At 39.0% G+C, this 21,832-nt stretch carries 27 protein-coding genes; 3 read left to right on the plus strand and 24 right to left on the minus strand.

Annotation, left to right across the window (positions count from 1 at the left end; translation table 11 throughout):
- Positions 1–17: 17 nt before the first annotated feature.
- From J4N37_RS08640 to J4N37_RS08745, 12 genes are all read right to left on the minus strand, one after another.
- Positions 18–677 (minus strand): CatB-related O-acetyltransferase, encoded by a 660-nt coding sequence (locus tag J4N37_RS08640; protein ID WP_252040604.1) that lies wholly within the window; start codon positions 675–677, stop codon positions 18–20.
- A gap of 179 nt (positions 678–856) precedes the next feature.
- Entirely contained in the window at positions 857–2,242 is a 1,386-nt protein-coding gene (locus J4N37_RS08650) for a hypothetical protein (protein ID WP_252040606.1), read from the minus strand.
- A gap of 146 nt (positions 2,243–2,388) precedes the next feature.
- Complete coding sequence (locus J4N37_RS08655; RefSeq protein WP_252040608.1) at positions 2,389–2,835, minus strand: hypothetical protein; 447 nt, start codon at positions 2,833–2,835, stop codon at positions 2,389–2,391.
- Between the two features lie 301 nt (positions 2,836–3,136).
- Positions 3,137–3,427, minus strand: coding sequence for a hypothetical protein (locus J4N37_RS08665; protein WP_029865849.1), 291 nt, complete (start codon positions 3,425–3,427; stop codon positions 3,137–3,139).
- 322 nt (positions 3,428–3,749) lie between these two features.
- The gene (locus J4N37_RS08675) at positions 3,750–4,304 is read right to left on the minus strand and encodes a hypothetical protein (RefSeq protein WP_252040610.1); all 555 of its coding nucleotides are present in this window, start codon (positions 4,302–4,304) and stop codon (positions 3,750–3,752) included.
- Positions 4,305–4,475: 171 nt separating this feature from the next.
- The gene (locus J4N37_RS08685; RefSeq protein WP_252040614.1) at positions 4,476–4,859 is read right to left on the minus strand and encodes a GFA family protein; all 384 of its coding nucleotides are present in this window, start codon (positions 4,857–4,859) and stop codon (positions 4,476–4,478) included.
- Between the two features lie 151 nt (positions 4,860–5,010).
- Positions 5,011–5,496 carry a lecithin retinol acyltransferase family protein gene (locus J4N37_RS08695; RefSeq protein WP_010448891.1) on the minus strand — a complete coding sequence of 162 codons (486 nt, stop codon included), beginning with the start codon at positions 5,494–5,496 and terminating at the stop codon, positions 5,011–5,013.
- A gap of 202 nt (positions 5,497–5,698) precedes the next feature.
- Positions 5,699–6,232: a DUF6817 domain-containing protein gene (locus J4N37_RS08705; RefSeq protein WP_025611529.1), complete on the minus strand. Its 534-nt coding sequence runs from the start codon at positions 6,230–6,232 to the stop codon at positions 5,699–5,701.
- A gap of 644 nt (positions 6,233–6,876) precedes the next feature.
- The gene (locus tag J4N37_RS08715; protein ID WP_252040616.1) at positions 6,877–7,359 is read right to left on the minus strand and encodes a rod shape-determining protein; all 483 of its coding nucleotides are present in this window, start codon (positions 7,357–7,359) and stop codon (positions 6,877–6,879) included.
- A gap of 161 nt (positions 7,360–7,520) precedes the next feature.
- Entirely contained in the window at positions 7,521–8,009 is a 489-nt protein-coding gene (locus tag J4N37_RS08725; RefSeq protein ID WP_252040618.1) for an HAD-IIIA family hydrolase, read from the minus strand.
- 147 nt (positions 8,010–8,156) lie between these two features.
- Entirely contained in the window at positions 8,157–8,666 is a 510-nt protein-coding gene (locus J4N37_RS08735) for a hypothetical protein (RefSeq protein WP_045419680.1), read from the minus strand.
- Between the two features lie 127 nt (positions 8,667–8,793).
- The gene (locus J4N37_RS08745) at positions 8,794–9,402 is read right to left on the minus strand and encodes an MSMEG_1061 family FMN-dependent PPOX-type flavoprotein (RefSeq protein WP_045389912.1); all 609 of its coding nucleotides are present in this window, start codon (positions 9,400–9,402) and stop codon (positions 8,794–8,796) included.
- 245 nt (positions 9,403–9,647) lie between these two features.
- On the opposite strand from J4N37_RS08745, the gene J4N37_RS08750 reads away from it, so the two are divergent.
- Positions 9,648–10,298, plus strand: a complete 651-nt coding sequence (locus tag J4N37_RS08750) for a helix-turn-helix domain-containing protein (protein ID WP_252040621.1) — start codon at positions 9,648–9,650, stop codon at positions 10,296–10,298.
- Positions 10,299–10,325: 27 nt separating this feature from the next.
- Here the strand turns inward: J4N37_RS08750 and J4N37_RS08755 are convergent, their stop codons facing one another.
- Complete coding sequence (locus J4N37_RS08755; RefSeq protein ID WP_095475367.1) at positions 10,326–11,009, minus strand: RES family NAD+ phosphorylase; 684 nt, start codon at positions 11,007–11,009, stop codon at positions 10,326–10,328.
- 327 nt (positions 11,010–11,336) lie between these two features.
- The gene (locus J4N37_RS08760) at positions 11,337–11,819 is read right to left on the minus strand and encodes a rod shape-determining protein (RefSeq protein ID WP_252040616.1); all 483 of its coding nucleotides are present in this window, start codon (positions 11,817–11,819) and stop codon (positions 11,337–11,339) included.
- Positions 11,820–12,037: 218 nt separating this feature from the next.
- On the opposite strand from J4N37_RS08760, the gene J4N37_RS08770 reads away from it, so the two are divergent.
- The gene (locus tag J4N37_RS08770; protein ID WP_152815982.1) at positions 12,038–12,451 is read left to right on the plus strand and encodes a hypothetical protein; all 414 of its coding nucleotides are present in this window, start codon (positions 12,038–12,040) and stop codon (positions 12,449–12,451) included.
- Positions 12,452–12,610: 159 nt separating this feature from the next.
- On the opposite strand, the gene J4N37_RS08780 is transcribed toward J4N37_RS08770, so the two are convergent.
- The 4 genes from J4N37_RS08780 to J4N37_RS08805 all read right to left on the minus strand — a co-directional run bounded on the left by J4N37_RS08780 (position 12,611) and on the right by J4N37_RS08805 (position 16,374).
- On the minus strand, positions 12,611–13,039 hold the full coding sequence (locus J4N37_RS08780) for a hypothetical protein (protein WP_252040544.1): 429 nt from the start codon (positions 13,037–13,039) through the stop codon (positions 12,611–12,613).
- A gap of 141 nt (positions 13,040–13,180) precedes the next feature.
- Positions 13,181–14,389 carry an HNH endonuclease gene (locus tag J4N37_RS08790; RefSeq protein ID WP_252040622.1) on the minus strand — a complete coding sequence of 403 codons (1,209 nt, stop codon included), beginning with the start codon at positions 14,387–14,389 and terminating at the stop codon, positions 13,181–13,183.
- 218 nt (positions 14,390–14,607) lie between these two features.
- A complete protein-coding gene (locus tag J4N37_RS08800) occupies positions 14,608–14,928 on the minus strand; it encodes an immunity protein PIM1 family protein (RefSeq protein WP_171306040.1) in 321 nt (106 codons plus the stop codon).
- Positions 14,929–15,768: 840 nt separating this feature from the next.
- Positions 15,769–16,374 (minus strand): DUF6988 family protein, encoded by a 606-nt coding sequence (locus J4N37_RS08805; RefSeq protein WP_252040624.1) that lies wholly within the window; start codon positions 16,372–16,374, stop codon positions 15,769–15,771.
- Positions 16,375–16,565: 191 nt separating this feature from the next.
- Here J4N37_RS08805 and J4N37_RS08815 point away from each other — a divergent pair, with 191 nt between their 5' ends.
- Positions 16,566–16,979 (plus strand): hypothetical protein, encoded by a 414-nt coding sequence (locus J4N37_RS08815; RefSeq protein ID WP_152815982.1) that lies wholly within the window; start codon positions 16,566–16,568, stop codon positions 16,977–16,979.
- Between the two features lie 167 nt (positions 16,980–17,146).
- Here the strand turns inward: J4N37_RS08815 and J4N37_RS08825 are convergent, their stop codons facing one another.
- The 6 genes from J4N37_RS08825 to J4N37_RS08870 all read right to left on the minus strand — a co-directional run bounded on the left by J4N37_RS08825 (position 17,147) and on the right by J4N37_RS08870 (position 21,643).
- On the minus strand, positions 17,147–18,799 hold the full coding sequence (locus J4N37_RS08825) for a TIGR04141 family sporadically distributed protein (RefSeq protein WP_252040626.1): 1,653 nt from the start codon (positions 18,797–18,799) through the stop codon (positions 17,147–17,149).
- A gap of 275 nt (positions 18,800–19,074) precedes the next feature.
- Positions 19,075–19,605 (minus strand): hypothetical protein, encoded by a 531-nt coding sequence (locus J4N37_RS08835; protein WP_252040630.1) that lies wholly within the window; start codon positions 19,603–19,605, stop codon positions 19,075–19,077.
- A gap of 721 nt (positions 19,606–20,326) precedes the next feature.
- The gene (locus J4N37_RS08850; protein ID WP_155397188.1) at positions 20,327–20,482 is read right to left on the minus strand and encodes a hypothetical protein; all 156 of its coding nucleotides are present in this window, start codon (positions 20,480–20,482) and stop codon (positions 20,327–20,329) included.
- On the minus strand, positions 20,466–20,660 hold the full coding sequence (locus tag J4N37_RS08855) for a hypothetical protein (RefSeq protein ID WP_038899752.1): 195 nt from the start codon (positions 20,658–20,660) through the stop codon (positions 20,466–20,468). Before J4N37_RS08855 ends, J4N37_RS08850 begins: the two co-directional genes overlap by 17 nt.
- 1 nt (position 20,661) lies before the next feature.
- Positions 20,662–20,964: a BrnT family toxin gene (locus J4N37_RS08860; protein ID WP_038899751.1), complete on the minus strand. Its 303-nt coding sequence runs from the start codon at positions 20,962–20,964 to the stop codon at positions 20,662–20,664.
- A 265-nt stretch (positions 20,965–21,229) separates the two neighbouring features.
- Positions 21,230–21,643: an RDD family protein gene (locus J4N37_RS08870; RefSeq protein ID WP_038871220.1), complete on the minus strand. Its 414-nt coding sequence runs from the start codon at positions 21,641–21,643 to the stop codon at positions 21,230–21,232.
- Between the last annotated feature and the right edge of the window lie 189 nt (positions 21,644–21,832).

Here is a 21,832-nt window from a genome sequence, read left to right on the forward strand (position 1 = left end):
TGCTTTGTTAGCTGAATTTATACTGCCAAGCCATTTTGTTTCGCAAATTCAAGTACTTTAGGAATGTCACCTTTGACTAGAATTGGCATTGCTTTCTCGATTAACTCAACTTCCCAGTCCCACCATGCTAGCTCCAAAAGTACTTCTTGGTCAGCTTCACTGAACCGAGTTTTAACGACTTTCGCAGGGTTACCTACCGCAATACTATACGGTGGAATATCTGTAGAAACGACTGATTTAGCACCAATAATTGACCCATGACCGATGTTTACTCCGGGCATGATTGTTACGTCATAACCAAGCCAAACATCATTGTCAATTACTGTGTCTCTGTATGCTTTAAATGGGTACTCTGTCAACGGTAGAGCTTCAGCCCACTTTTCTCCGAAAACTGCAAACGGATATGTTGTTATACCTGAAGTTGCATGGTTTGCGTCAGGCATGATGAATTGAACCCCATTAGCAAACGCACAAAATTTACCAATATGAAGTGAGTTACCCGAAATACCAAAGTTATATAGTACATTTTTAGTCAGGAACTCTGTTGGATCGTCAAAGTCACTGTAATAGCTAAAATCACCGGCATGAACATTAGTCACTTCGCTTTCGGCGATTAGAGGTTTCAAAAAGACTGTATTTTTGAAGTCTTTGATAGGAAAAAGATTGTCTGATTTCATAGAGTGATTCTCGTTCTAATTTGCCTCTATTATTCCACACGCTGTAGGTCAATGTATTCAGCTAACGCCGCATTAAGGTGTGAGCAGCGCAATACCGAAGCTCACGAATACCACCTTAAACACTAAACTCAACGCATAGTAAAAATGCCACGCGTTGCGAATCACTCTTAAACAGATTGTTAGCTGTCATTATCCGAGGGAAGAAAGATGTTCCTTGATATAATAGTGTAACTTTTTTGCTGGTTATCTATTTTTTCATTTTCAATATCATAGTAGTAATGTGTGATTTCATAGTTTTTAAACAACTCAGGATCTAACTTAGTTACTGCATATGGATTATGATGTATTTGTAGACCGTCGAGGTGTGTTTCAAAATGTTTATTGTTCGGTTTTACATCTACCAGTAAACCATTTACCTCATGATATCTGCTTACCCTTATATCTCGATTCAATTCACTTTGCGTGATTGCCTTTCCGATCGTTGCTGTTGTAGAAAATATAACTGCGCTAACTTCCTTGAATTTATCATTTGTAAATAATCCAAGTTCAAGCGATACGGTATCATTCTTCATGACGTATGGGACTTTCACCTCTTCAAAACCATTACTAGTTTTTACTACACCTTGTCCGTATAGCACACGAATAATAGCTTCATTGTTTTGCATCCAAAAGTGTTTTTGCTCGAACGGGGCTATTGCTATCACATAAGGAGCATTCTTTACATGCTCAAATTTAGCATATGTTTTAAAGAATTTGTCGTGCTTACTTTTTATTGCATTTAGAACTCTCACACATGCAAAATCTAGAAACTTATCATGCTCAATCTTAGTATTTTCCTGCGACCATTCAGGTTCAGAGTCGCAAGCATGGTTAGCGGTTACAGCCTCAACATTTACGATACTCTTTAAACCATCAGAATTCTTTGAAACAAGAGTAAAGTCAGGACTTGCTTTTGAAAAATCTACTGTAAGATTTAAATCCTTGAAGCATTGATATAGATACACTTCCCAGAAAGATGAATTAAAAGTCGTCTGAAACTCATGATTGAACTTATTATCTCTATCTTCAAAGCCACTAGCCCATCTATTAATAACATCTCGAACTGGCTTATACTCTTCAGATAATAACACGGATAAATTAGGGTTGAGCTTTGTCTCATCTGCGATTATTTCAAATAAATTCAATGGTTTTCTTGCGGCTTGCGACCAATCATTTATAAAAAAGCATCCAAGTTTATAGTGATGCAAAATGTACTCAACTATCGATATCCGTACTGCAGCTGCAGTCTCAGTACCAACCCGTTCGGATAACATCATGCTCAGTGAAACTAAAAATTGTTGCGGACCCTCAGGACCATCAACATCATCCCAACTTCTTGACATGGCATCTATATATTCAGATTCGTTTATGTAAAAACGTTTCATTCGGTCTTGGACAAAGTCTGAACCATGTCTTGCTGCATCCAGTTCTTCCAACACAAACTGCCATGCTACTTTTTTACTATCTTGTTTTGAGTCGATAATTTTTATCAACTCAGATACTGTTGAATCGATTATTTTTTGCATCTGTATTTTACTTTAACTTGTGACAGCTAACGCCTTGTTAAGGTGTGAGCAACGCTACCACGAAACTTAACCTTACCACCGTAAACACAGAACCCAACGATGGAATGAAAAATGCCAAGCGTTGGGAATCACTCTTAAATGCTTTGTTAGCTTTGTCCAGAACGAGCACTCAAGTCCTTCAATGCCTTTTCTATTTCAAAAATAATCTCGGGATCGTTCTCTTTTAAAGACTTGCTCATACGTTCATGAAACTCACATTCAGCTAAAGTTTCATCATCAATAGATGTCGACTCTTCAAATTCAAAAGGAACTTTCTGCCCCGCTTCACTCGACATTAATATTTCACTGCCTTCTCTGTCTTCTAGGTGTTCTCTCAGATACTCTAGTTTTTCTTCATATTTGTTAATTAGGTTCTGGATATCACTTTTTGTTACTGGTTGTTCTTCTGAAGAGATTTTTGAATACACAATTGCTGATAAAACACCTACACCAACGTTATACAATAGCCCTGACAATTCCTGAAGAATAATAGTGTACTCGTATGCTGAGTACTCACTATTCATATGCTCTTTGTAGGTTTTCTTCAGTTCCATAGGAAATGTATTTCCTACCATCTTATAAGCAACTTCTTCTAATTCAGAGTGTCTGTTTATCATTTCACCGTAACCATTAACGTATTAACCAGCAGAATTTTAACATATTTTAGGTTGGGTACTGTAGCGACAAAAGCTAACGCCCTGTTAAGGTGTGAGCAACGCAATACCAAAGCCTCCGCAGAACACCTTAAACACAAAAACGCAACGCATGGTAAAAATGCCACGCGTTGCGAATCACTCTTAAACAGTTTGTTATACGCTTTTCTCACAATCTAATTTGAAGCGTATATCAAGCAAGCTAAAGCTCACAATAAATGCGGCTCATACCACGATCACCGCGCTTATAGCCTTCGGCAGCTGAATCAAAGTGCGTGGTAGCCTTTAGACCAACCATTTTGTTTACTGTCATCAAATGCCACCCCGGAACTGTACCCGAAGCACTGCCGCCAGAGATCTGATAACACCGAACGGCATCATTACCAGCAGTTGTCATGCCATAACAATGTGGTAAAACTTCTCTCGGGTATCCGTCGTAAGTAAACTCAAGTTTTAACTTCTCTTGAATTGCACGAACAATTAGCTCATTCATAACTATACACTCATATTTAAATAACTAGAGAGCAAGAACATACTCACTCTAATGCATAAACTATGACCTACTCGGAATCCATACAACAAAATTCAAACTTTAGTTGCAAATTGTGCTTACGGTGCTGGCAGAATAAGAAAAATGTTTTTTAAAAGAACTGGAACATTGATATTAGTCATTGATATAAATGACTTTATTAGGCGTATAACGCCCTGTTAAGGTGTGAGCAACGCAGTACCGATGCCACCGCATACCACCTTAAACACTAAAGCCAACGCATAGTAAAAATGCCACGCGTTGCGAATCACTCTTAAACAGTTTGTTATGCAGGTACTCCACCCTGCTCATTTTTAAATCTGACTCTTACGTACAAACTGCGCCCCTCAGATGTTAAAGCCCAAATCTCGCCATTTTTACCAATAGACTTTTTGGCGTAACCATGAGCTACAAGCCACTCTAAAGCTGCTTGTACTGAACCACGATTTAATTTAGTTGCCTTACAAACCCCAGAGACATAGCGCCACGTATAGTTGGGATCATGCAGAGCTGTTAGGACATCTTGAGCATTCTTCGGCACCAAGTCTAAATTTGGAATTTCGATTCCGGGAGACTCCTGCCCCTCAGAGTAATCAGATTCTGTTTGCTTATCTATGATTGCATCAATCTGCTCTAATTTCAGTTTTGCTTCTACACCGCCCGCTTTGAAGCTTTCAAATTTATCCAGACTGGAAAAAACCAAACCTATAAAGCCAGCAGCAATCACCAGTCCCATTTCAGTAGGTTTACCAACATAACCGAAATAAATAGGGACAATGAGGAGTACCGCAGAAGAGGCAGCTCTGAGTATTGATTCAAATTTTTGCGCTTTTAACTTCAATTTCCTACTCCTAGGCTTACCTACCTGCATAACGCCCAATTAAGGTGTGAAGCACGCAATGACCAAGCTTCCGCATGCCACTTCAACACAAAAAATCACTGCATGCCAAAAATGCCACGCGTGCTGAATCACTCTTAAATTGTTTGTTATAACTCGACTCAAATAAGGCACTTACAAGCCAATTTTATCACTTGGATGATGAATTCCATCATAGATCTTTACGGGTTCAAGCTCGTAAGGATTTACGCCCTCAATACACGCCACATTAATTGCATATTGATGTGGATTGGAACGTCTTTGATGATGAGTGTATATGCCGCACGTTTTACAGAAAAAGTGCTTAGCTGTCATCGTGTTAAATTGATAGAGAGTCAGGTTATTTTCACCTTTGACAATTTTTAGATTTTCTAACAAAACCGAAGCCGCAATGGCACCACGTTTCCGACACATTGAACATGAACAGCGACGAGGATCTTCCAATCCATTTGGCAATGTAAGCTCAAGCTCAACTGTGCCACAATGACACTTTGCTGTATGTACCTTATTGATTTTCATAGATGTGCATCCTTGCTCCCTAGAGTTATAACGCCCTGTTAAGGTGTGAGCAACGCTATACCGAAGCCGCCGCATAACACCTTAAACACTAAACGCAACGCATAGTAAAAATGCCACGCGTTGCGAATCACTCTTAAACAGTTTGTTAGCCCTATTTTGACGCCAAGAACGCAATACCAGCAGCTAAACAAGCAGCTACAGCCACATTTTTGACCGGACTTTGCTCTGTTGGTGTAAGCATAGAAGCTAACGCAGCTGCACCTCCAGCCGCTTGTACTACAGTATTATCAGACTTGAGCAACGCACCTACGCCAACAGCAGAAATTAAGTATTTCTGTACTTGGGTACTCTCTTTTACTAATCCACATGCAGTTCGAACAAAATGCTCACAATTTTCAGAAAACAAACTGTAAGGAATACCTAAGTATTTTCGTGCTGTTTGCACTGCTAAAGCCGGGTTTTCAGCCTTAATCGAGCTTTTCTGTATGGTTCTGTTGTCAGCAAAAGCATCTAGATCTATCTCTTCGACGCGATGATATTTTTTAGAATTATGGATAACAGTATTGTTGCCAACATAAATTCCGTAATGTTTAAAACCTGTATATTGGATTTTCAATACTTGCCCTAGCTCATACATTCTTAATTCCTTTCATTATTGATTGTTTATATGAACATGCGGACACATTACTAGAAATTCAAGGTTAGCTATGATGCTTTAGGGCTAACGCCCTGTTAAGGTGTGAGCAACGCAATACAAGAGCTCCTGCATACTACCTTAAACACTAAACGCAACGCATAGTAAAAATGCCAAGCGTTGCGAATCACTCTTAAACAGATTGTTATGCGAAATTCGACAATGCTGATTTGTACGCCTTTCTAGCCTCGGTACTTAAGTAGCTGTCCATACCTTGGAACAGTTCAAATAGCTCAGCACCATATTTGAGCTTGAACTCTTCACTGTTATAGACAAGCTCTAGCTCATTAGCGACCGTTAACTCGCAAAACAACTTCACCGTTGCACTCTCGAGTTTGAATATTGAACCAGTAAATCTGTCTTTAAATTGGATTTCTAGCACCTTGCCAAATTGAGGGAATACATACTCTCGGTCGCATGAGCAATACAAATAAACCAATGCTTCTTCATCATTACCAATAATTCGCGCTATTTCTTGGCGCTGACTTAGCGACACCATATTTTCATCGAAACCCGCTGTTCCATACGCGGCATGAAAGAGACCTGCGATTTGAAGTAACTCGCTACTACCCCAGTTAATTAGAACTTGTTCAGTTCCTTTCAGGTGTGCTTCCAATGAACCGTTAAGATGCTGAAAATCACCCGCACCAAGCTCTTGAAGCATTACAAATTTATCCATAAACCTCAATTTCCTTTAGGTCGCATAACGCCGCATTAAGGTGTGAAGCACGCTACCACGGCACCTAATTTTACCACCGTAAACACTGAATTTAACCCAAACCAAAAATGCCAAGCGTGCTGAATCACTCTTAAATGCTTTGTTAGGTTCAGGGCACTAAAGCCGATTTTTGCTTACGTTGACCATAAAACATGCATATTTCCAACCAAAACACTGATTACAAAACAACCTTTTCACGGGCTTTGCTTGATTAAAAATACCAAAATTTCAACAACCTACTTTCAATTTTTGATTCGTCTTTCTCAATGTTACCAACTGAACACTATGAACCAAAATCTGAGGTTAACTTTACAAACCCAAGTACAATATCAAAAGTTTTAACGTTTGCTTATGTTCAGAACGCAGCATTTACACCAAGCGACAACCGAATATTAAAACAATTTAAATTCAATGACTTAGCTTCAAACCACATGTTAAAACTTCGATTTGAGAGCAAGACCAAAAACTGTCATTCCTTTGATATTTTCTCTGTACTTACATAAGACACCTAACGCCGCATTAAGGTGTGAGCGACGCTTGGCTACACTTGAGCGAAGCGAAACCGCCAAGAGTTGCGAATCACTCTTAAATGCTTTGTTAAATGGCTATTTTCTCTTCACATCATCAAAAGTAATTCTATCTGAATCTAACTTTTCCCCGACATAAATGACGACCTCTCGTGCTCCACTACCTAGGGCAAGCTCTCTTAAAACTCTTTCCTCAACGTTTGTTAAGCCGCCTTCTGTTTTGTCTAGTTGGTGCATTATGATTCGAGGTGCTGGTTTGAAAATTTTCGATTTATGTATTTCTCGAACACCGTGTTGTATCAATTTTTCAGCAACATAGAAATCAGCAACAAAAGAGCGTGGATGAGCAAACGGGTTAATGACCTTAACACCGGTTCCTGACTGTAACTTAGCCTCTGAACCGACACCTTTCATCACACGGATTTTACCTGCAGTTTCCACGGCTAAATATGGCTCGTACTCAAGTTTGGGACCATTTCCTATCGTTCGAATGACTATTTTACTTTCACTCAACTCCACTAATAAGTCATAAGAAATTAGTCCTCTAATAAACATACCCATTACTTTACTACTCTCCTTTGAGTGACATAGTCAACCTAGCCATTTAACGCCCTGTTAAGGGGTGAGCAACGCAATACCGATGTCGCTGCATTCCACCTTAATCACTAAAACCAACGCATAGTAAAAATGCCACGCGTTGCGAATCCCTCTTGAACAGTTTGTTAGCTTTTGGAGCTTCCGTTTACAAGATCGTGGACCCAGATAAAACCACAACTTGCGCTTTCCGCTGCAATTTTATCTTTAAGGCGATCACCTACAAAAACCGTCGATGCTGGCTCGACACCAAAATGCGCTATTATGCGCTTTAACATTCCGCCTGCTGGCTTTCTACAGTCACATTCACCATCAATGGCATGCGGGCAAAACTGAATGGCTTCTCTATCCGGAAGAAAACCAAAAACGCTTATGACCATATCATTAAGGAGTTGAAGACTTACTTCCTCTGTAAACTCCCCCCTAGATATACCCGGTTGATTTGTCGCGATACCAAATTTTTTGGATGTCCAATCGTATTTGCTGAGGACATCACAAACATCACCTTTTAACACCCACTCCCCTTGTGCAAGCGGATAAAACTGACCTTCAACAGTGCACTCCCGTAGTGTATCGTCAGCATCAAAGATGACCAATTCATATCTATTCAAATCCATTGAATACCTCTTTTGAGTTCTGTAGAAAGCTAACGCTCTGTTAAGGTGTGAGCAACGCAATACCGATGCTTCCGCATACCACCTTAAACACTAAAATCAACGCATAGTAAAAATGCCACGCGTTGCGAATCACTCTTAAACAGTTTGTTATGTTCGTAGCTTTTGTAGTCCTCGAATCGCCCTGTTAGTCGACTCTACCAAGTCAGCCCGTTTCAATTTTTCTCGAATTGCCAATGCTTCTATGAACTGTTGCTCTGCCAGTTTATAGTTGCCAACCTCAACGTTCAATTTACCCAAATGCTGCAAGCTAAAACTCAAAGAAAGCTCACAAGCAAACTCCTGGCTTTTTAAGAATGCTTTTTCGGCGCCAATCATGTCACCTGAATATTGCAGAGCCATACCTGAAACATGGGTTGACCAGAACTTGTTCTTAACGCTAGACGTTGAAGTATGCACTTTGGAAGCCATCCGATAAGCTAACCTACAAAGCCCAATGATTCGTAAACAATCGGCTATCAAGAGAAGCTGCCATTCTAGCTTCTCTTTTTTGTTTGAAAGCTTGAATACGAGGGCTTTGTACAGCTTTACAACAAGTTTCTGAAAAACGCCAAAAGTTACCCTATCCCTTTGATATTCCACCATGTCCTCCAAGAACATAACGCCCTGTTAAGGTGTGAGCAACGCAATACCGATGCCGCCGCATACCACCTTAAACACTAAAAGCAACGCATAGTAAAAATGCCACGCGTTGCGAATCACTCTTAAACAGTTTGTTATACACGTCCTAAAGGCTAGACTCGTAGTAAGTCAGCATTTGCTCTTGGCTAACGTAGTCTCCACCTAACTTCTGCTGTTCTTTTATTATTTCAGCTAATGATGGCAATATTGAACGATCAACTTGAAAATCGTTAGACCACAACTTCCCACGCATAATAGCTTTAGCACAATGGAAGTATGCGCTTTCAACTACCACTTTCACAACGACCTTAGGTTCTTTATTACCATCGGGACAAAGAGACAATAGTTCAGGTTCTGTATGAATAGTTGCATGACCCTTTAAGCGTACGACTTCATCGATCCCTTTAACCATGAACATCATCCCCACTTTAGGGTTACCTACAATATTCTTAAGGCTATCAATTCGGTTGTTACCACTACTATCTGGTATCAAGATTGTTGACTGATCCAAAACTTTAACAAATCCGGGAGCACCACCTTTTGGTGATATGTCTGTGAAGCCATTAACGTCTGTACTTGAAAGAATACAAAAATGGCAATTTTCAATCATTGTTATCGAATGACGATCTAACTTACTTAATACCTTATTTTTAGCTTTGTCATTCGGCTTTGGGTATATATCCAGTAGTTGTTCTATCGATGAAATCTGACTCATTCTATTACTTCCTTATAAGTGTATAACGCCGCATTAAGGTGTGAGCAACGCTACCACGAAAACCAACCATACCACCGTAAACACTGAACCCAACGATAGAATGAAAAATGCCAAGCGTTGAGAATCACTCTTAAATGCTTTGTTAGCACCCTATCTGGCGTTTACCCTTAACACATATGAGCAAAATTTAACCTTGACGTTTTATCGCCATGTACATAAAATAAATCGTAAAGAGAGGTACTACTATGACCCTACACGAAAAGATTAATGAAACTACTGGTAACTATCAGAAATCATTCAATAATTTTGATGATGTGACAAAAGCTTTATCTATAAGACTAATAAAACTTCTTCAAGAAGCTTTATCTGATTTGCCTGATAGCAAAGAAGCTCTCAAGTTGCTATCAATGTCTGATACTGAATGCTTTACTCAAATAAATCTTCTATTGTCTCAATCAAGAGCCCAAGTTAGCCAAAGGGAATTAGACCAATTAAAGCGCCAACTCGAATCTAAAGAGAGGTTTTACGCAGACTTAAAGGCTGCTGGTGGACTATATAAGGCTAGTGAAGTAAGTAAGATCCTCGGTGTCTCTAGACAAACAGTTAAAAATCAGAGAGATGCTTCAAAATTATTAGCAATACCGCAAGGTGGTGACTTTGTTTATCCGGCATTTCAGTTTAAGGATGGATGTAAAGTAGAACACTTTGAAGAGGTACTAATGCAGATGAAAGAAGTTTCTTCGATATCGAAAATCTCTTTTTTCATAGACGAATTAGAAGTTACTGATGGTGTATATCAAAAACCAATTTCGTTACTTAGAGAAGGTATATCAAAGCAGCAACTAGACCGACTAATCAACATAGCGCATCTTATGAACAGTCATACTGCGAAATAAGCACTGCTTAGCAGTGCTTTTCTTATTTTAAACAACGTCGATACTGAACACTTTTGATAATAGCTCTTCAATGTTCATATCTTCATATTCCCAGTAACTAGGTAAGTGATCTTTTTCAATATAATCGGACAGCAACTCGAAGCCGATAGTTTTCAGAAGATCATCTTGTTTGTACATCGAGGACTCCCACAATGCTAAGCATTTCCGCGCGTCATGATGTCGCGAAGTGTAAGCGAGGCCATTAATACCCAGCTGAGGATTCTCAGAGAAAAACTGAACAATAGCCTGACAGAGGCTATAGTCAATACTCGTCAACAAATCCGCAGGGATACCTACTTTTGCGCCAAAAGCACTTACATCGAAAACATCAATCGTAACTTTCGTTGCACTTGTAGTAATATCTTTAGTATTGATATCCTCAGTACGCGAAATACGGATCTTTGACATTGGTTGTGTACGACCTCGGCAGAAGGTTTCACCGATTCCATCAATTTGAGCTAAGCTAAAGTAACCCACTTTTAGACGGAAATTCGGGTCGTTATAGCGACCTAATTTAGTATTAGGTGCGTTGAAAAAAAACGCTTCTGGTTTACCTTTCGGCTGCACACGGTACAGATGGGTATCTGCAACAATTGTTTTAGTCGGGAGTTCGTTTAGTTCTACAAGTTTACGTAGTTCGGCGATTACCATCGCCCCAGTCAGTTTTGTCATATAGTTTAGGCCTCATACACATTATTCTAAATATCCTCATAAGCTTTCCTTAATAAATTTGCTTATGTTAATAAAACCCACCTATTAATCGTTCAATAAGCGAGCGCTTTCTACATCAAAAGATGTAGCGCTAGATAATAGCATAAACACCTGATATATATAGTTATTTAATCTACTCTAACAAAAATGAATTTATAAAACACAAATGTACTCAATTACCTCGGAAGGTGCTAACGCCGCATTAAGGTGTGAGCGACGCTTGGCTACACTTGAGCGAAGCGAAACCGCCAAGAGTTGCGAATCACTCTTAAATGCTTTGTTAAATGGCTATTTTCTCTTCACATCATCAAAAGTAATTCTATCTGAATCTAACTTTTCCCCGACATAAATGACGACCTCTCGTGCTCCACTACCTAGGGCAAGCTCTCTTAAAACTCTTTCCTCAACGTTTGTTAAGCCGCCTTCTGTTTTGTCTAGTTGGTGCATTATGATTCGAGGTGCTGGTTTGAAAATTTTCGATTTATGTATTTCTCGAACACCGTGTTGTATCAATTTTTCAGCAACATAGAAATCAGCAACAAAAGAGCGTGGATGAGCAAACGGGTTAATGACCTTAACACCGGTTCCTGACTGTAACTTAGCCTCTGAACCGACACCTTTCATCACACGGATTTTACCTGCAGTTTCCACGGCTAAATATGGCTCGTACTCAAGTTTGGGACCATTTCCTATCGTTCGAATGACTATTTTACTTTCACTCAACTCCACTAATAAGTCATAAGAAATTAGTCCTCTAATAAACATACCCATTACTTTACTACTCTCCTTTGAGTGACATAGTCAACCTAGCCATTTAACGCCTTGTTAAGGTGTGAGGCACGCAATACCGAAGCTTCCGCATACCACCTTAACCACTAAAACCAACGCATAGTAAAAATGCCACGCGTGCCGAATCACTCTTGAACAATTTGTTAGATTAACACAAGCACATGAATTAAAATGAGTTTTTAAAACTTTTAAGTTCATAAATGAAAGAAAAATTACTCACTATATTCAAAACAACATGGAAAAAGATAAAAACACTAGACCGAGCGCTAATCGTCGCAATTATAGCTGTCATAGTGCCTTACTTTACTTGGATGGAAGATTCATCCAGTAATGATAAGAAAGATGCATATGAAATTTACTCGCAGTATTTGAAATACCGAAATGATTGTGAGAACAAAAATTTATGTTCTGGTTTAGACGACATCACTTTAGTATCGGCAGAACGCATCCACCTACTATTTAGTGACGACGTAGGTTGGAACGAAACCATTCGATACATGTATAAGTATGAGCCTGCTTACTTTACAGAAATGGAATGTCGCACACTGTCTCGGGACTTTTTAAATTACTTAAGAAAAATCAAAATCCCGTTCACGTGTAAGCAGCAGAACTAACAGTAACCCGTATAATGATATGGCAAATTATACGGGTTAATCTAACGCCCTGTTAAGGGGTGAGCAACGCAATACCGATGCTACCGCATACAACCTTAATCACTAAAACCAACGCATAGTAAAAATGCCACGCGTTGCGAATCCCTCTTGAACAGTTTGTTAGGTATTGGACGTAAATAGTTCGTTTAAAGCAGTTAAACACGCCAAAACTTCGCTATATAACTGTCCTACTTTTAACGACTGAGTATCCTCACCAAAGTCTACCTCACTACCGTAACGAAGCATGTGTCTCTTGTAATATCTATTTAAAAATTCAAGCTCTAAAACGGCTCCCTTTGAAAGAGTAAATACGCTATTGGTTTTTTCTACCTCACAATACAACTTAGTGAGATCATGTCCGAACTTATCTTTTAACTTAGGTTCATAGAGTTCATAGTCTTGATTGAGAAGAACAGCTTTAGCTATACACTCAATGCCCTGACATAGTAAATGGAAATAAACAAACCTGTCCCCACCATAAGCATTCACTAATCCCCCTGCCATAATAAAGCTACGACCCTTTACATACATTGGTACAGTTATTTGCATATAATCCTCGAAGATACCTAACGCCCTGTTAAGGTGTGAGCAACGCAATACTGGTGCTCCCGCATACCACCTTAAACACTAAACGCAACGCATAGCAAAAACGCCAAGCGTTGCGAATCACTCTTAAACAGATTGTTAGGTTTAAATCTTTTTGATTCTTTCGTTACTTATTTCAAAAGCCATTACGCGATATAACTTTCCTGTACTTACAGACTTAACATGATATTTAGGAGTATCTGTAAAGTAATATTGTTGAATAAACCAATCGCCATCGTATTTCACTTCTGATTTTAGACTTGGTAATAATTCATGTAGTAAAAGCGGATACTTTTGTCCGATTTCATCGAATAAAGGGATTTCAGCTCGCTCTGTTCCTTCGTATTTAAACGAAGGACTGTTGATCTCTTGTTGAGCTAAATAAGCCTCATACTCAGTGTCAAAGTGATAGCCAAACCTTGTATGTTCTGGTCCATGACACTGCTTTACTACCTCTTCAAGAGTCATCTTATTGAAAGTTCTTTTATTTATATCGTTTATACCAACAATAGTACTGAAATTGTCTAGGTAATTGCGACTTGATAGAACTACACCAACGGCAAAAAGGTCATGTAATTTAACTAAGCAAATCAAGCCGAACTGGGAAGGAGAAAGAATCAAATAGTGTTTTTCACTACTTAGATCCAAGTAATTTTCATATGGTTCAAATACTTCAGGCTGAAGCCCATTACCAATTTTCACATACTCTTCAGCACGTTTGTAGTTAGCTGTTTTAAGTATTGTTGATATATCTATCGCATCAGGATCGTCGAAGTAGCCATCTATCGTATCAACAGCAAACTCATAGGCTATCTTTAATAAACCAATTTTGAACTTCAGTGTGTCAATTTTCCATTGACCTTTAATACGTTCTGTATTTAGTACGATTTTCTTATCACCAGCAATTATAGAGTTGGCCAGTAGACCGTGGCGCTTGGCAAGTTTTTCCAATATACCATCAATTTTGTGTTCATCATCAGAATCTAGAGACACTTCAATCGACTCAATCTCATCACCATTTTTTTTGATATTCACTGTTGGTAGCGACTTTACTCTTAATTCGTTTTTATCATCAACATCTACTCTGAACTTTGTGTCCTGATTGCCTTCTTGGAAGAATATTCCAGAGAACGGGTTGGGTATGCGACCACTTTTTCCAGCTACTTCACGTGAAAATCTATATAGCTCTGTCAATTTGTGATTAACAAGTGGTGAGTCGACTCTATCCCCTAGCAACGAGTTACAGCCTTTACACACGGAATAGATATGATAAAACCCTTTCATTGAATCTGGAATGACATGTTCATCACTCATGTCATTCTTAAATTTCCTACAAATAATACAAACCATATGACTTGCCTCATATCCATATACTTATGTTGACGGCCCATTAGTTGTTGATAACACTAAAAACCTAACGCCCTGTTAAGGTGTGAGCAACGCAATACCGATGCTACCGCATACCACCTTAAACACTAAACACAATGCATAGTAAATATGCCACGCGTTGCGAATCACTCTTGAACAGTTTGTTAGCTGTGCCACTCACTCGGAACTGTTCCTCGTAGATAACAATTTTTCAAATAGTTTAAAAAGTCTGATTCGACTTTATAGGTTTCACATTTATAGATAAGCTCTAGATCATCAGAAATATAAGAACAAATTTCATGTCCTTTTGTAATTCCTGATAACTTGATAAATACATCTTTTGTATCCAAACGAGCTTCAGGCTCTGGCACCAATTTGTCCAACTTACACCACGCATGATCAAATGCTTTCGAATCTCGTTGGTCCAATATATCATTTAACTCATCACAGCTAAATGTGGTTAAATTTTGAAATAGTTTTTCCATTGCAAGATACTTAAATTTAGTTAGTTACAAGTATGAGAACAATCAACGACTACAAGAATAATTCCTGATTTCAACACCATTCCCCCATTGGTCTACGTGGGCCAGCTAACGCCATGTTAAGGGGTGAGCGACGCAATACCGAAGTTGCTGCAACCACCTTAAACACAAAAATCAACGCATAGCGAAAATGCCACGCGTTGCGAATCCCTCTTAAACATTTTGTTAGTTGCCAGACCCGAACGTTGATTTTATGACAGCTTTTACTTTGAGAATATCAAAATTTATGTGCTTTGATGCATTTACGTCAGGCGCAGTTTCAAAGCGGCTACTCAATGAAACCACGTAGAACATGCGACGCCGCAGAAAACGGACTAACAACACCAAAAAGCACTTTTGTGCCGATAATCTCGCAATGCGGAGGTTCAACAAAGTCACTGAAACCACATGAATTCACACGCCAGAGAAAACGTCATTTCAGCGAGAAATTCAGCTTTTGAAACGACAAACTCACCGAGCAAATTCTCAGCAAAAAATACCTTTCCGATCGGACAAGCAGCTTCAAAAATAAAGAATATGTGAGCTTTCATTTGCCCAAAAACTGAACCTGAAAAATGACATTAGCAAACCGAGACTAACCAGCTTTAACCTAGAATCTCACTTCTAGATTTTAGCACCTCTAACCTTAAACCTTTTGATTTGGTTGAGTTTATCCGATTGGCAACTAACGCCGCGTTAAGTGGTGAGCAACGCTACCACCTTACCTAAACCATTGTGCCGTAAACACTAAAGCTGAATCAAACCGAAAATGCCAAGCGTTGGGAATCCGTCTTAAACGCTTTGTTATAGCTCTTGTATCAAGTGAACTGCGGAGTTTCCAATGATATCCGCTTGCAATGCTTCAGAACCAACATTGTCTTGTATTATCTCACCGTACGCCAAGGACGATATCAACACGCTTAATTTAAGTATTGATTTAATTTCTTGCTCATTACGGATGTTGGTTAATGTATCCTCTGAGTATTGTCTTGCAATACTTTGAATTCCACCATGAGTAAAGTCATGTAGGTTTGGTACTAGTGCTCCCAACGTAGTTTGAAGGTAATTATTAACTTTGAATTCAGGCACTTCTTCATCGACTTCTTTCATCAAGACTTCAACTTTTTTAGGGATATGCATCTTTGTTAAGTCGATGTCCATTGGAATATCACCGCAACAATGCTTTACCCACATAGCCCGTAAATAGCTTTCTAAGGCTGGACGAATCAAAGCATACATGGATGCTGTCATAAACTCTTTGTTCAAAAAATTAATCGCTATACAGTGATCGATAGCTGATGAGAGCAAAGGAAAATATATTCTATTCTTACTTTCCAGTTTGAACTCAAGCTTATTTAAGTCTTGATGTATCAGCTTAAAATAAGCAATAAATGGTTCTGTATTATTCAAATTTCACTCCTGAGCTATAACGCCTTGTTAAGGTGTGAGGCACGCAATACCGAAGCTTCCGCATACCACCTTAACCACTAAAACCAACGCATAGTAAAAATGCCACGCGTGCCGAATCACTCTTGAACAATTTGTTAGATTAACACAAGCACATGAATTAAAATGAGTTTTTAAAACTTTTAAGTTCATAAATGAAAGAAAAATTACTCACTATATTCAAAACAACATGGAAAAAGATAAAAACACTAGACCGAGCGCTAATCGTCGCAATTATAGCTGTCATAGTGCCTTACTTTACTTGGATGGAAGATTCATCCAGTAATGATAAGAAAGATGCATATGAAATTTACTCGCAGTATTTGAAATACCGAAATGATTGTGAGAACAAAAATTTATGTTCTGGTTTAGACGACATCACTTTAGTATCGGCAGAACGCATCCACCTACTATTTAGTGACGACGTAGGTTGGAACGAAACCATTCGATACATGTATAAGTATGAGCCTGCTTACTTTACAGAAATGGAATGTCGCACACTGTCTCGGGACTTTTTAAATTACTTAAGAAAAATCAAAATCCCGTTCACGTGTAAGCAGCAGAACTAACAGTAACCCGTATAATGATATGGCAAATTATACGGGTTAATCTAACGCCCTGTTAAGGTGTGAGCAACGCAATACCGAAGCCACTGCATACCACCTTAAACACCAAACACAACGCATAGCAAAAATGCCACGCGTTGCGAATCACTCTTAAACAGATTGTTATGCAGCTACGAGGTTGGCTTAGCCTCTTTATCTACTCCAGCGACGGTGACCTTAAAGCCTTTCTGAGTTAGATTCTCGAAAGTTTTAGTGAGATTTACCTTACTAAAGAATGGTAAATTTTCTTTCAAGCCTATTGAGTCTTCTCCTAGGATTAAAAAAACAACCTCAACAGCTGTACTTTCTAACTTTTCCAAAGGCACTGTTTCAACAATCTCTGGAGAAACTTTATAACGGATAACTGAACGGGCAGCCTTTCTGAACTCTCGATCCCCTAACATTATTTCTGCAGCTACATTCCCTTGAGCAAACAAATGACTTAAACCTGCGGAGCCTCCTTTCCGGTGTTTTACGTGAATAAATTGACTGTCTTTCGTTAGTAAGTCACATAGTTCAATCGAGGTAGTGGTTCTGCCGCTTTTCACCAATTTCTTATCTAAGACAAAGTAACCTTTTTCACTTGCAGCACGCTCATTGTAGTCGCCCTCCGTCTCAATTTTTTCAACAACTTTACCTTTATTTTTTCCTTTTGTAGGGGTCTCTTCCCAAGTATAAACTTTGGGAAAGTCAAGAGATGTCACTTTAATCTTTGAAAGACTCTTATCAATACTATCTACAAAGCTATCTGCGATTTCGTACCATACACCAGAAAACAATATATATGTTTTCTTCGAATCTTTTATTTCAAAATAAACACAATCATAGACCTTATATTCTGTATCCTCTTCTTTCGAATCAAAGACAAACAAACGGTCTCTTTTTAGAGAGTCGATAGAAAGGTTTCCAGCGTCTAAATTTGTGAAATAGTCACTACTTTCAATAGTTGGCTTAACATTAGCTTTACTTCGAGTAAAGCTAAAGCCACTAATCAGGTCCCAGTGCAACATTTCTGGTATCGAAATTACAACGTTTGGACTAGGTTTCTTTAACTCATCGAGCAACTTTTGGTTCAAAGGATCAATATCTTTTTTCTCTTCCAAGCGCCTAATATTGTCTACCCAAGCAAAGGAGTCTTTATAGTCTAAGCTTTTATAATGATTAAAAATTTTATTTACCAAAGACGGCATGTCTTTGATCTCAATTTCTTTGCCAAAAGAAAATGTGGTTCCACTCCCGGATATATTAAATAGCCCAATATTTTCTTTAGGCGAGCCTGTAACACCTCTTAGTAAGTCCTTAGAAATATCGATACCAAACACATCGACACTAGTCGAACGTGAAGCTTGAGACTTTTTCTGAACGCCTTGCTCATCAAGCGTAACAACATCAATACTGCGAAGCGTATCGTGATTCAACGTATTAAGAGCGGTTTTAATACCAAAGTCTGTAACAAAACACTCCATGTCTAGTAAGTGTCTACCATAACCAAAAGTGATCGCCATCGTTGCTTCACTTGCTTTGATCATAAGAACCGCAGAGCTAGACCTATTTTGTAGTTCATCAATAGACGTTGTGGTTAAAGATTCAGCAAACTTAGCCCAACTAGGAGGGCTAACCTTCGGAGTCTTAACGTACAAAACGCCGGATATATCTAAAGAGGGTTTTAGCTCATAAGTTTCGTAGTCGGCATTAGCTTTTAATAGCTTATGAAATGGTGAAGCTTTATGATCTTCATGAACTAAGAACACGTTCAAGTGTTGGTATTTAGCAGTATCAGGCATGGGAAACCTTAGAAAGTTGAACTTGAAACAGATTATTTCAAAGCGACTATAAATGACACTCGCTTTCAGTCTAAATGACCATAGAGTTGATAAGATTGTGAATAACTGCTTAATTTTATTATCTATTATTGATAATAATCTGATTTGGAGAGGCTGCATAACGCCTTGTTAAGGTGTGAGGCACTCAATACAGAAGCCTCTGCATACCACCTTAACCGCTAAACCTGACGCATAGCAAAAATGCCACGCGTGCCGAATCACTCTTGAACAATTTGTTATGTGCCTTTGCGAAGAGAGCCCCAATACACTTTGTGCCTGTCAGCCAAAGGAATGATTTTATATTTTTGAATACCAAGCAGGCACCCAACCCTTGAATGCCCCTCAACTAAATGAGGTATGCCAGATTTACCACCAAGAACATTTGCATCTAGAAATATCGGTGGAGTTAACCAAGTACCATGCTTTTTCCAATGATTGAGTACTTCCTCTCGGCAATCAATCACTGCCTCTCCGACGTCGTTGAAATGCGCTGCATCTTCAGATACCTCCTCAAGAAAATCAGGAAATGAAGCATTGCTACCTATCTGCAAAAACTTCGTCGTATCAAAATCAACTAGCTCCCACTTTAGATCAGGAAGTGATAGATCACCGTAGAGAGCTAAAAAGCGACTGTTGGCATTATGATCAATATAAAACTGTTCAATCACAGAATCAGGCGCACTAACCCCATGCAGCTTGAGTAAATCGATACTCTTATCTGTGCTATATGGATCTAGTGCAATTTTCGACAAGTCTTTATACTTCAATTTATTGCCTCAAAACTCTGGTGGCACATAACGCCCTGCTAAGGGGTGAGCAACGCAATACCGATGTTGCAGCACACCACCTTAATCACTTAAACCAACGCATAGCAAAAATGCCACGCGTTGCGAATCCCTCTTGAGCAGTTTGTTAGGCATCTTGTCACCACAAACTACTTACCCGTTTTGCACCTAATTAACTTCCAAAATGAAAGCATGAAAATAACCAACGAGAAAACAATATGAAGCGTTGGTATGCCTCTAAACCAGACATCAGACGCTACCAAATGAGAATCAAATTCTTTGCCACACAAATGATGACCTTCAATGGTCGTTTCAATTACAAAAGGAGCCCAGAAATAAGTTACCGACATAGCAGCCAACAAGGCAATTAAGGGCTTAATCCATATAGATATTGAACCTCTATTTTCTCGAAGAAGCCTGACTATGATGAGAATGAACAGTACTGAGCCATACATTATCGAAGCATAAAAACGTCCATCATCTCCCTGTGTGCAAGTACCCGAAACTGCACCAAGTGAAACCAAAAGACCATACAATATTATCAATATCGAGCTGTACATTTGTAACCTTTGATGCCTAACGCTCTGTTAAGGTGTGAGCAACGCAATACCGAAGCTCCCGCATACCACCTTAAACACGAAACGCAACGCATAGCAAAAATGCCAAGCGTTGCGAATCACTCTTAAACAGTTTGTTAAATGACCTATGACTTCGGTCTTTTCATTTGGTTTAAATGATGCTGACGAATCTCTGGTGCTATTTGGCTTGGTTTGCTACTTTCATCTGACTTTTTTAAATAGAGCCAGTTCGTTTTGCCTTTGAGTGATTGAACGTCTGAAAGTTTAATTGTCTTTGTCATGCTCTCTCTCCTTTGGTGTACCAAACGCTTCAAGTTCCTTTTCGGTTGGAACGACACTATCTGGATCACTGAGGGCTGCCTCATTAATTTCTCTATCAGATAGCGCTTCAAGTTGCTTTTTGTCAGTTTGCCCGCGAGAGAACTTCAAATTCTCAATTGATACCTTTTTGATTGTCATATTACACCACCTGAGAGTATGGCTTCATAAAACCTCTCTCATAAGATTTTTTTTCACGAGAGTTAGCTTTACGTGCTGAGATTAATCTAATATTACCACTTGATTGCCTCTCTGTATAAATCACAAACAAGATACCATATTTTGTCTTGCCAATCGTTTGAAACCTAGCTTCACCATAGTCATAGCGTGTATCTTCTCTTTCAATTCTGCTAGCATCAAGAAAAACGTGTACAGCATCAGCAAAATCAATTCTATGTTTTGCCAAATTTATTAAGTTTTTGTTCTCATCCCACTCAAATTCCATAGTTTGCCCCTTTGCTCTCATATGAGTGCGAGTGAGTATAGAATTTCAAAGCGTAAATGCGATTTACCAATATCTTTAGTTCGCGCTAACTCAATATACATCATACCTCGATTACATTAAGTTGCACCGATTTGAAAGGTCATTTAACGCCCTGTTAAGGGGTGAGCGACGCAATACCAAAGCTGCCGCATACCACCTTAACCACTTAGACCAACGCATATTAAAAATGCCACGCGTTGCGAATCCCTCTTGAACAGTTTGTTAGCTAATTTACTACAACGATTGTTTTCGCCAGTTTGTCACCTAATCTCTGTCTTCTTCTACCTAGAATAAAGATCGCGTCAATCACGCCGATTATTGGTGTCAAAACATTGCGGAAAAATGACTGAGGAAAACTACAACTTTTTCCTGTAACTGAATCTATAACTGAGATACCTAGTAGCCTCTTACCAAGGCTTTGACCCTTTGCGAAACCATCAGAAAGTAGGAAATAAAAAGCAGCGGCAGAAAAGGCGATTAAGCCAGATGAGTCTTGGGATAAACCAATTAATGTACCGAGCCAAAGAAAGAAAATGAATATTGCGGCACTTATTGCACCATCAATGATTTGTCCTAAATAACGAAGACCTGGGCTTGCGAGCCTATGCGATTCGATAATCGAATCTCTATCTGTTTCCACTTACTTTTCCTCCATGTGAGTTGGATGTCGAATAAATTTGCTAACGCCTTGCTAAGGTGTGAGTAACGCAATACAAAAGCTACCGCACGGCGCCTTAATCACATAAACCACCGCAAAGTAAAAATGCCACGCGTTACGAATCACGCTTAAGCAATTTGTTAGTACATGCGCTACTTCTATTTATGCACT

This window comes from Vibrio sp. SCSIO 43153 (genome assembly GCF_023716625.1).
Taxonomy (GTDB): Bacteria; Pseudomonadota; Gammaproteobacteria; order Enterobacterales; family Vibrionaceae; genus Vibrio; species Vibrio rotiferianus.

Bases quoted from the DNA above. Each gene is read 5' to 3' on its own strand.
- J4N37_RS08655 (WP_252040608.1), bottom strand. From the start codon at position 2,835: ATGGAACTGAAGAAAACCTACAAAGAGCATATGAATAGTGAGTACTCA.
- J4N37_RS08860 (WP_038899751.1), bottom strand. From the start codon at position 20,964: ATGGAATTTGAGTGGGATGAGAACAAAAACTTAATAAATTTGGCAAAA.
- J4N37_RS08695 (WP_010448891.1), bottom strand. From the start codon at position 5,496: ATGTATGAGCTAGGGCAAGTATTGAAAATCCAATATACAGGTTTTAAA.
- J4N37_RS08750 (WP_252040621.1), top strand. From the start codon at position 9,648: ATGACCCTACACGAAAAGATTAATGAAACTACTGGTAACTATCAGAAA.
- J4N37_RS08665 (WP_029865849.1), bottom strand. From the start codon at position 3,427: ATGAATGAGCTAATTGTTCGTGCAATTCAAGAGAAGTTAAAACTTGAG.
- J4N37_RS08650 (WP_252040606.1), bottom strand. From the start codon at position 2,242: ATGCAAAAAATAATCGATTCAACAGTATCTGAGTTGATAAAAATTATC.
- J4N37_RS08760 (WP_252040616.1), bottom strand. From the start codon at position 11,819: ATGGGTATGTTTATTAGAGGACTAATTTCTTATGACTTATTAGTGGAG.
- J4N37_RS08780 (WP_252040544.1), bottom strand. From the start codon at position 13,039: ATGCAAATAACTGTACCAATGTATGTAAAGGGTCGTAGCTTTATTATG.
- J4N37_RS08770 (WP_152815982.1), top strand. From the start codon at position 12,038: ATGAAAGAAAAATTACTCACTATATTCAAAACAACATGGAAAAAGATA.
- J4N37_RS08745 (WP_045389912.1), bottom strand. From the start codon at position 9,402: ATGAGTCAGATTTCATCGATAGAACAACTACTGGATATATACCCAAAG.
- J4N37_RS08825 (WP_252040626.1), bottom strand. From the start codon at position 18,799: ATGCCTGATACTGCTAAATACCAACACTTGAACGTGTTCTTAGTTCAT.
- J4N37_RS08715 (WP_252040616.1), bottom strand. From the start codon at position 7,359: ATGGGTATGTTTATTAGAGGACTAATTTCTTATGACTTATTAGTGGAG.
- J4N37_RS08685 (WP_252040614.1), bottom strand. From the start codon at position 4,859: ATGAAAATCAATAAGGTACATACAGCAAAGTGTCATTGTGGCACAGTT.
- J4N37_RS08815 (WP_152815982.1), top strand. From the start codon at position 16,566: ATGAAAGAAAAATTACTCACTATATTCAAAACAACATGGAAAAAGATA.
- J4N37_RS08705 (WP_025611529.1), bottom strand. From the start codon at position 6,232: ATGGATAAATTTGTAATGCTTCAAGAGCTTGGTGCGGGTGATTTTCAG.
- J4N37_RS08855 (WP_038899752.1), bottom strand. From the start codon at position 20,660: ATGACAATCAAAAAGGTATCAATTGAGAATTTGAAGTTCTCTCGCGGG.
- J4N37_RS08735 (WP_045419680.1), bottom strand. From the start codon at position 8,666: ATGTTCTTGGAGGACATGGTGGAATATCAAAGGGATAGGGTAACTTTT.
- J4N37_RS08790 (WP_252040622.1), bottom strand. From the start codon at position 14,389: ATGAGTGATGAACATGTCATTCCAGATTCAATGAAAGGGTTTTATCAT.
- J4N37_RS08850 (WP_155397188.1), bottom strand. From the start codon at position 20,482: ATGACAAAGACAATTAAACTTTCAGACGTTCAATCACTCAAAGGCAAA.
- J4N37_RS08800 (WP_171306040.1), bottom strand. From the start codon at position 14,928: ATGGAAAAACTATTTCAAAATTTAACCACATTTAGCTGTGATGAGTTA.
- J4N37_RS08640 (WP_252040604.1), bottom strand. From the start codon at position 677: ATGAAATCAGACAATCTTTTTCCTATCAAAGACTTCAAAAATACAGTC.
- J4N37_RS08755 (WP_095475367.1), bottom strand. From the start codon at position 11,009: ATGACAAAACTGACTGGGGCGATGGTAATCGCCGAACTACGTAAACTT.
- J4N37_RS08725 (WP_252040618.1), bottom strand. From the start codon at position 8,009: ATGGATTTGAATAGATATGAATTGGTCATCTTTGATGCTGACGATACA.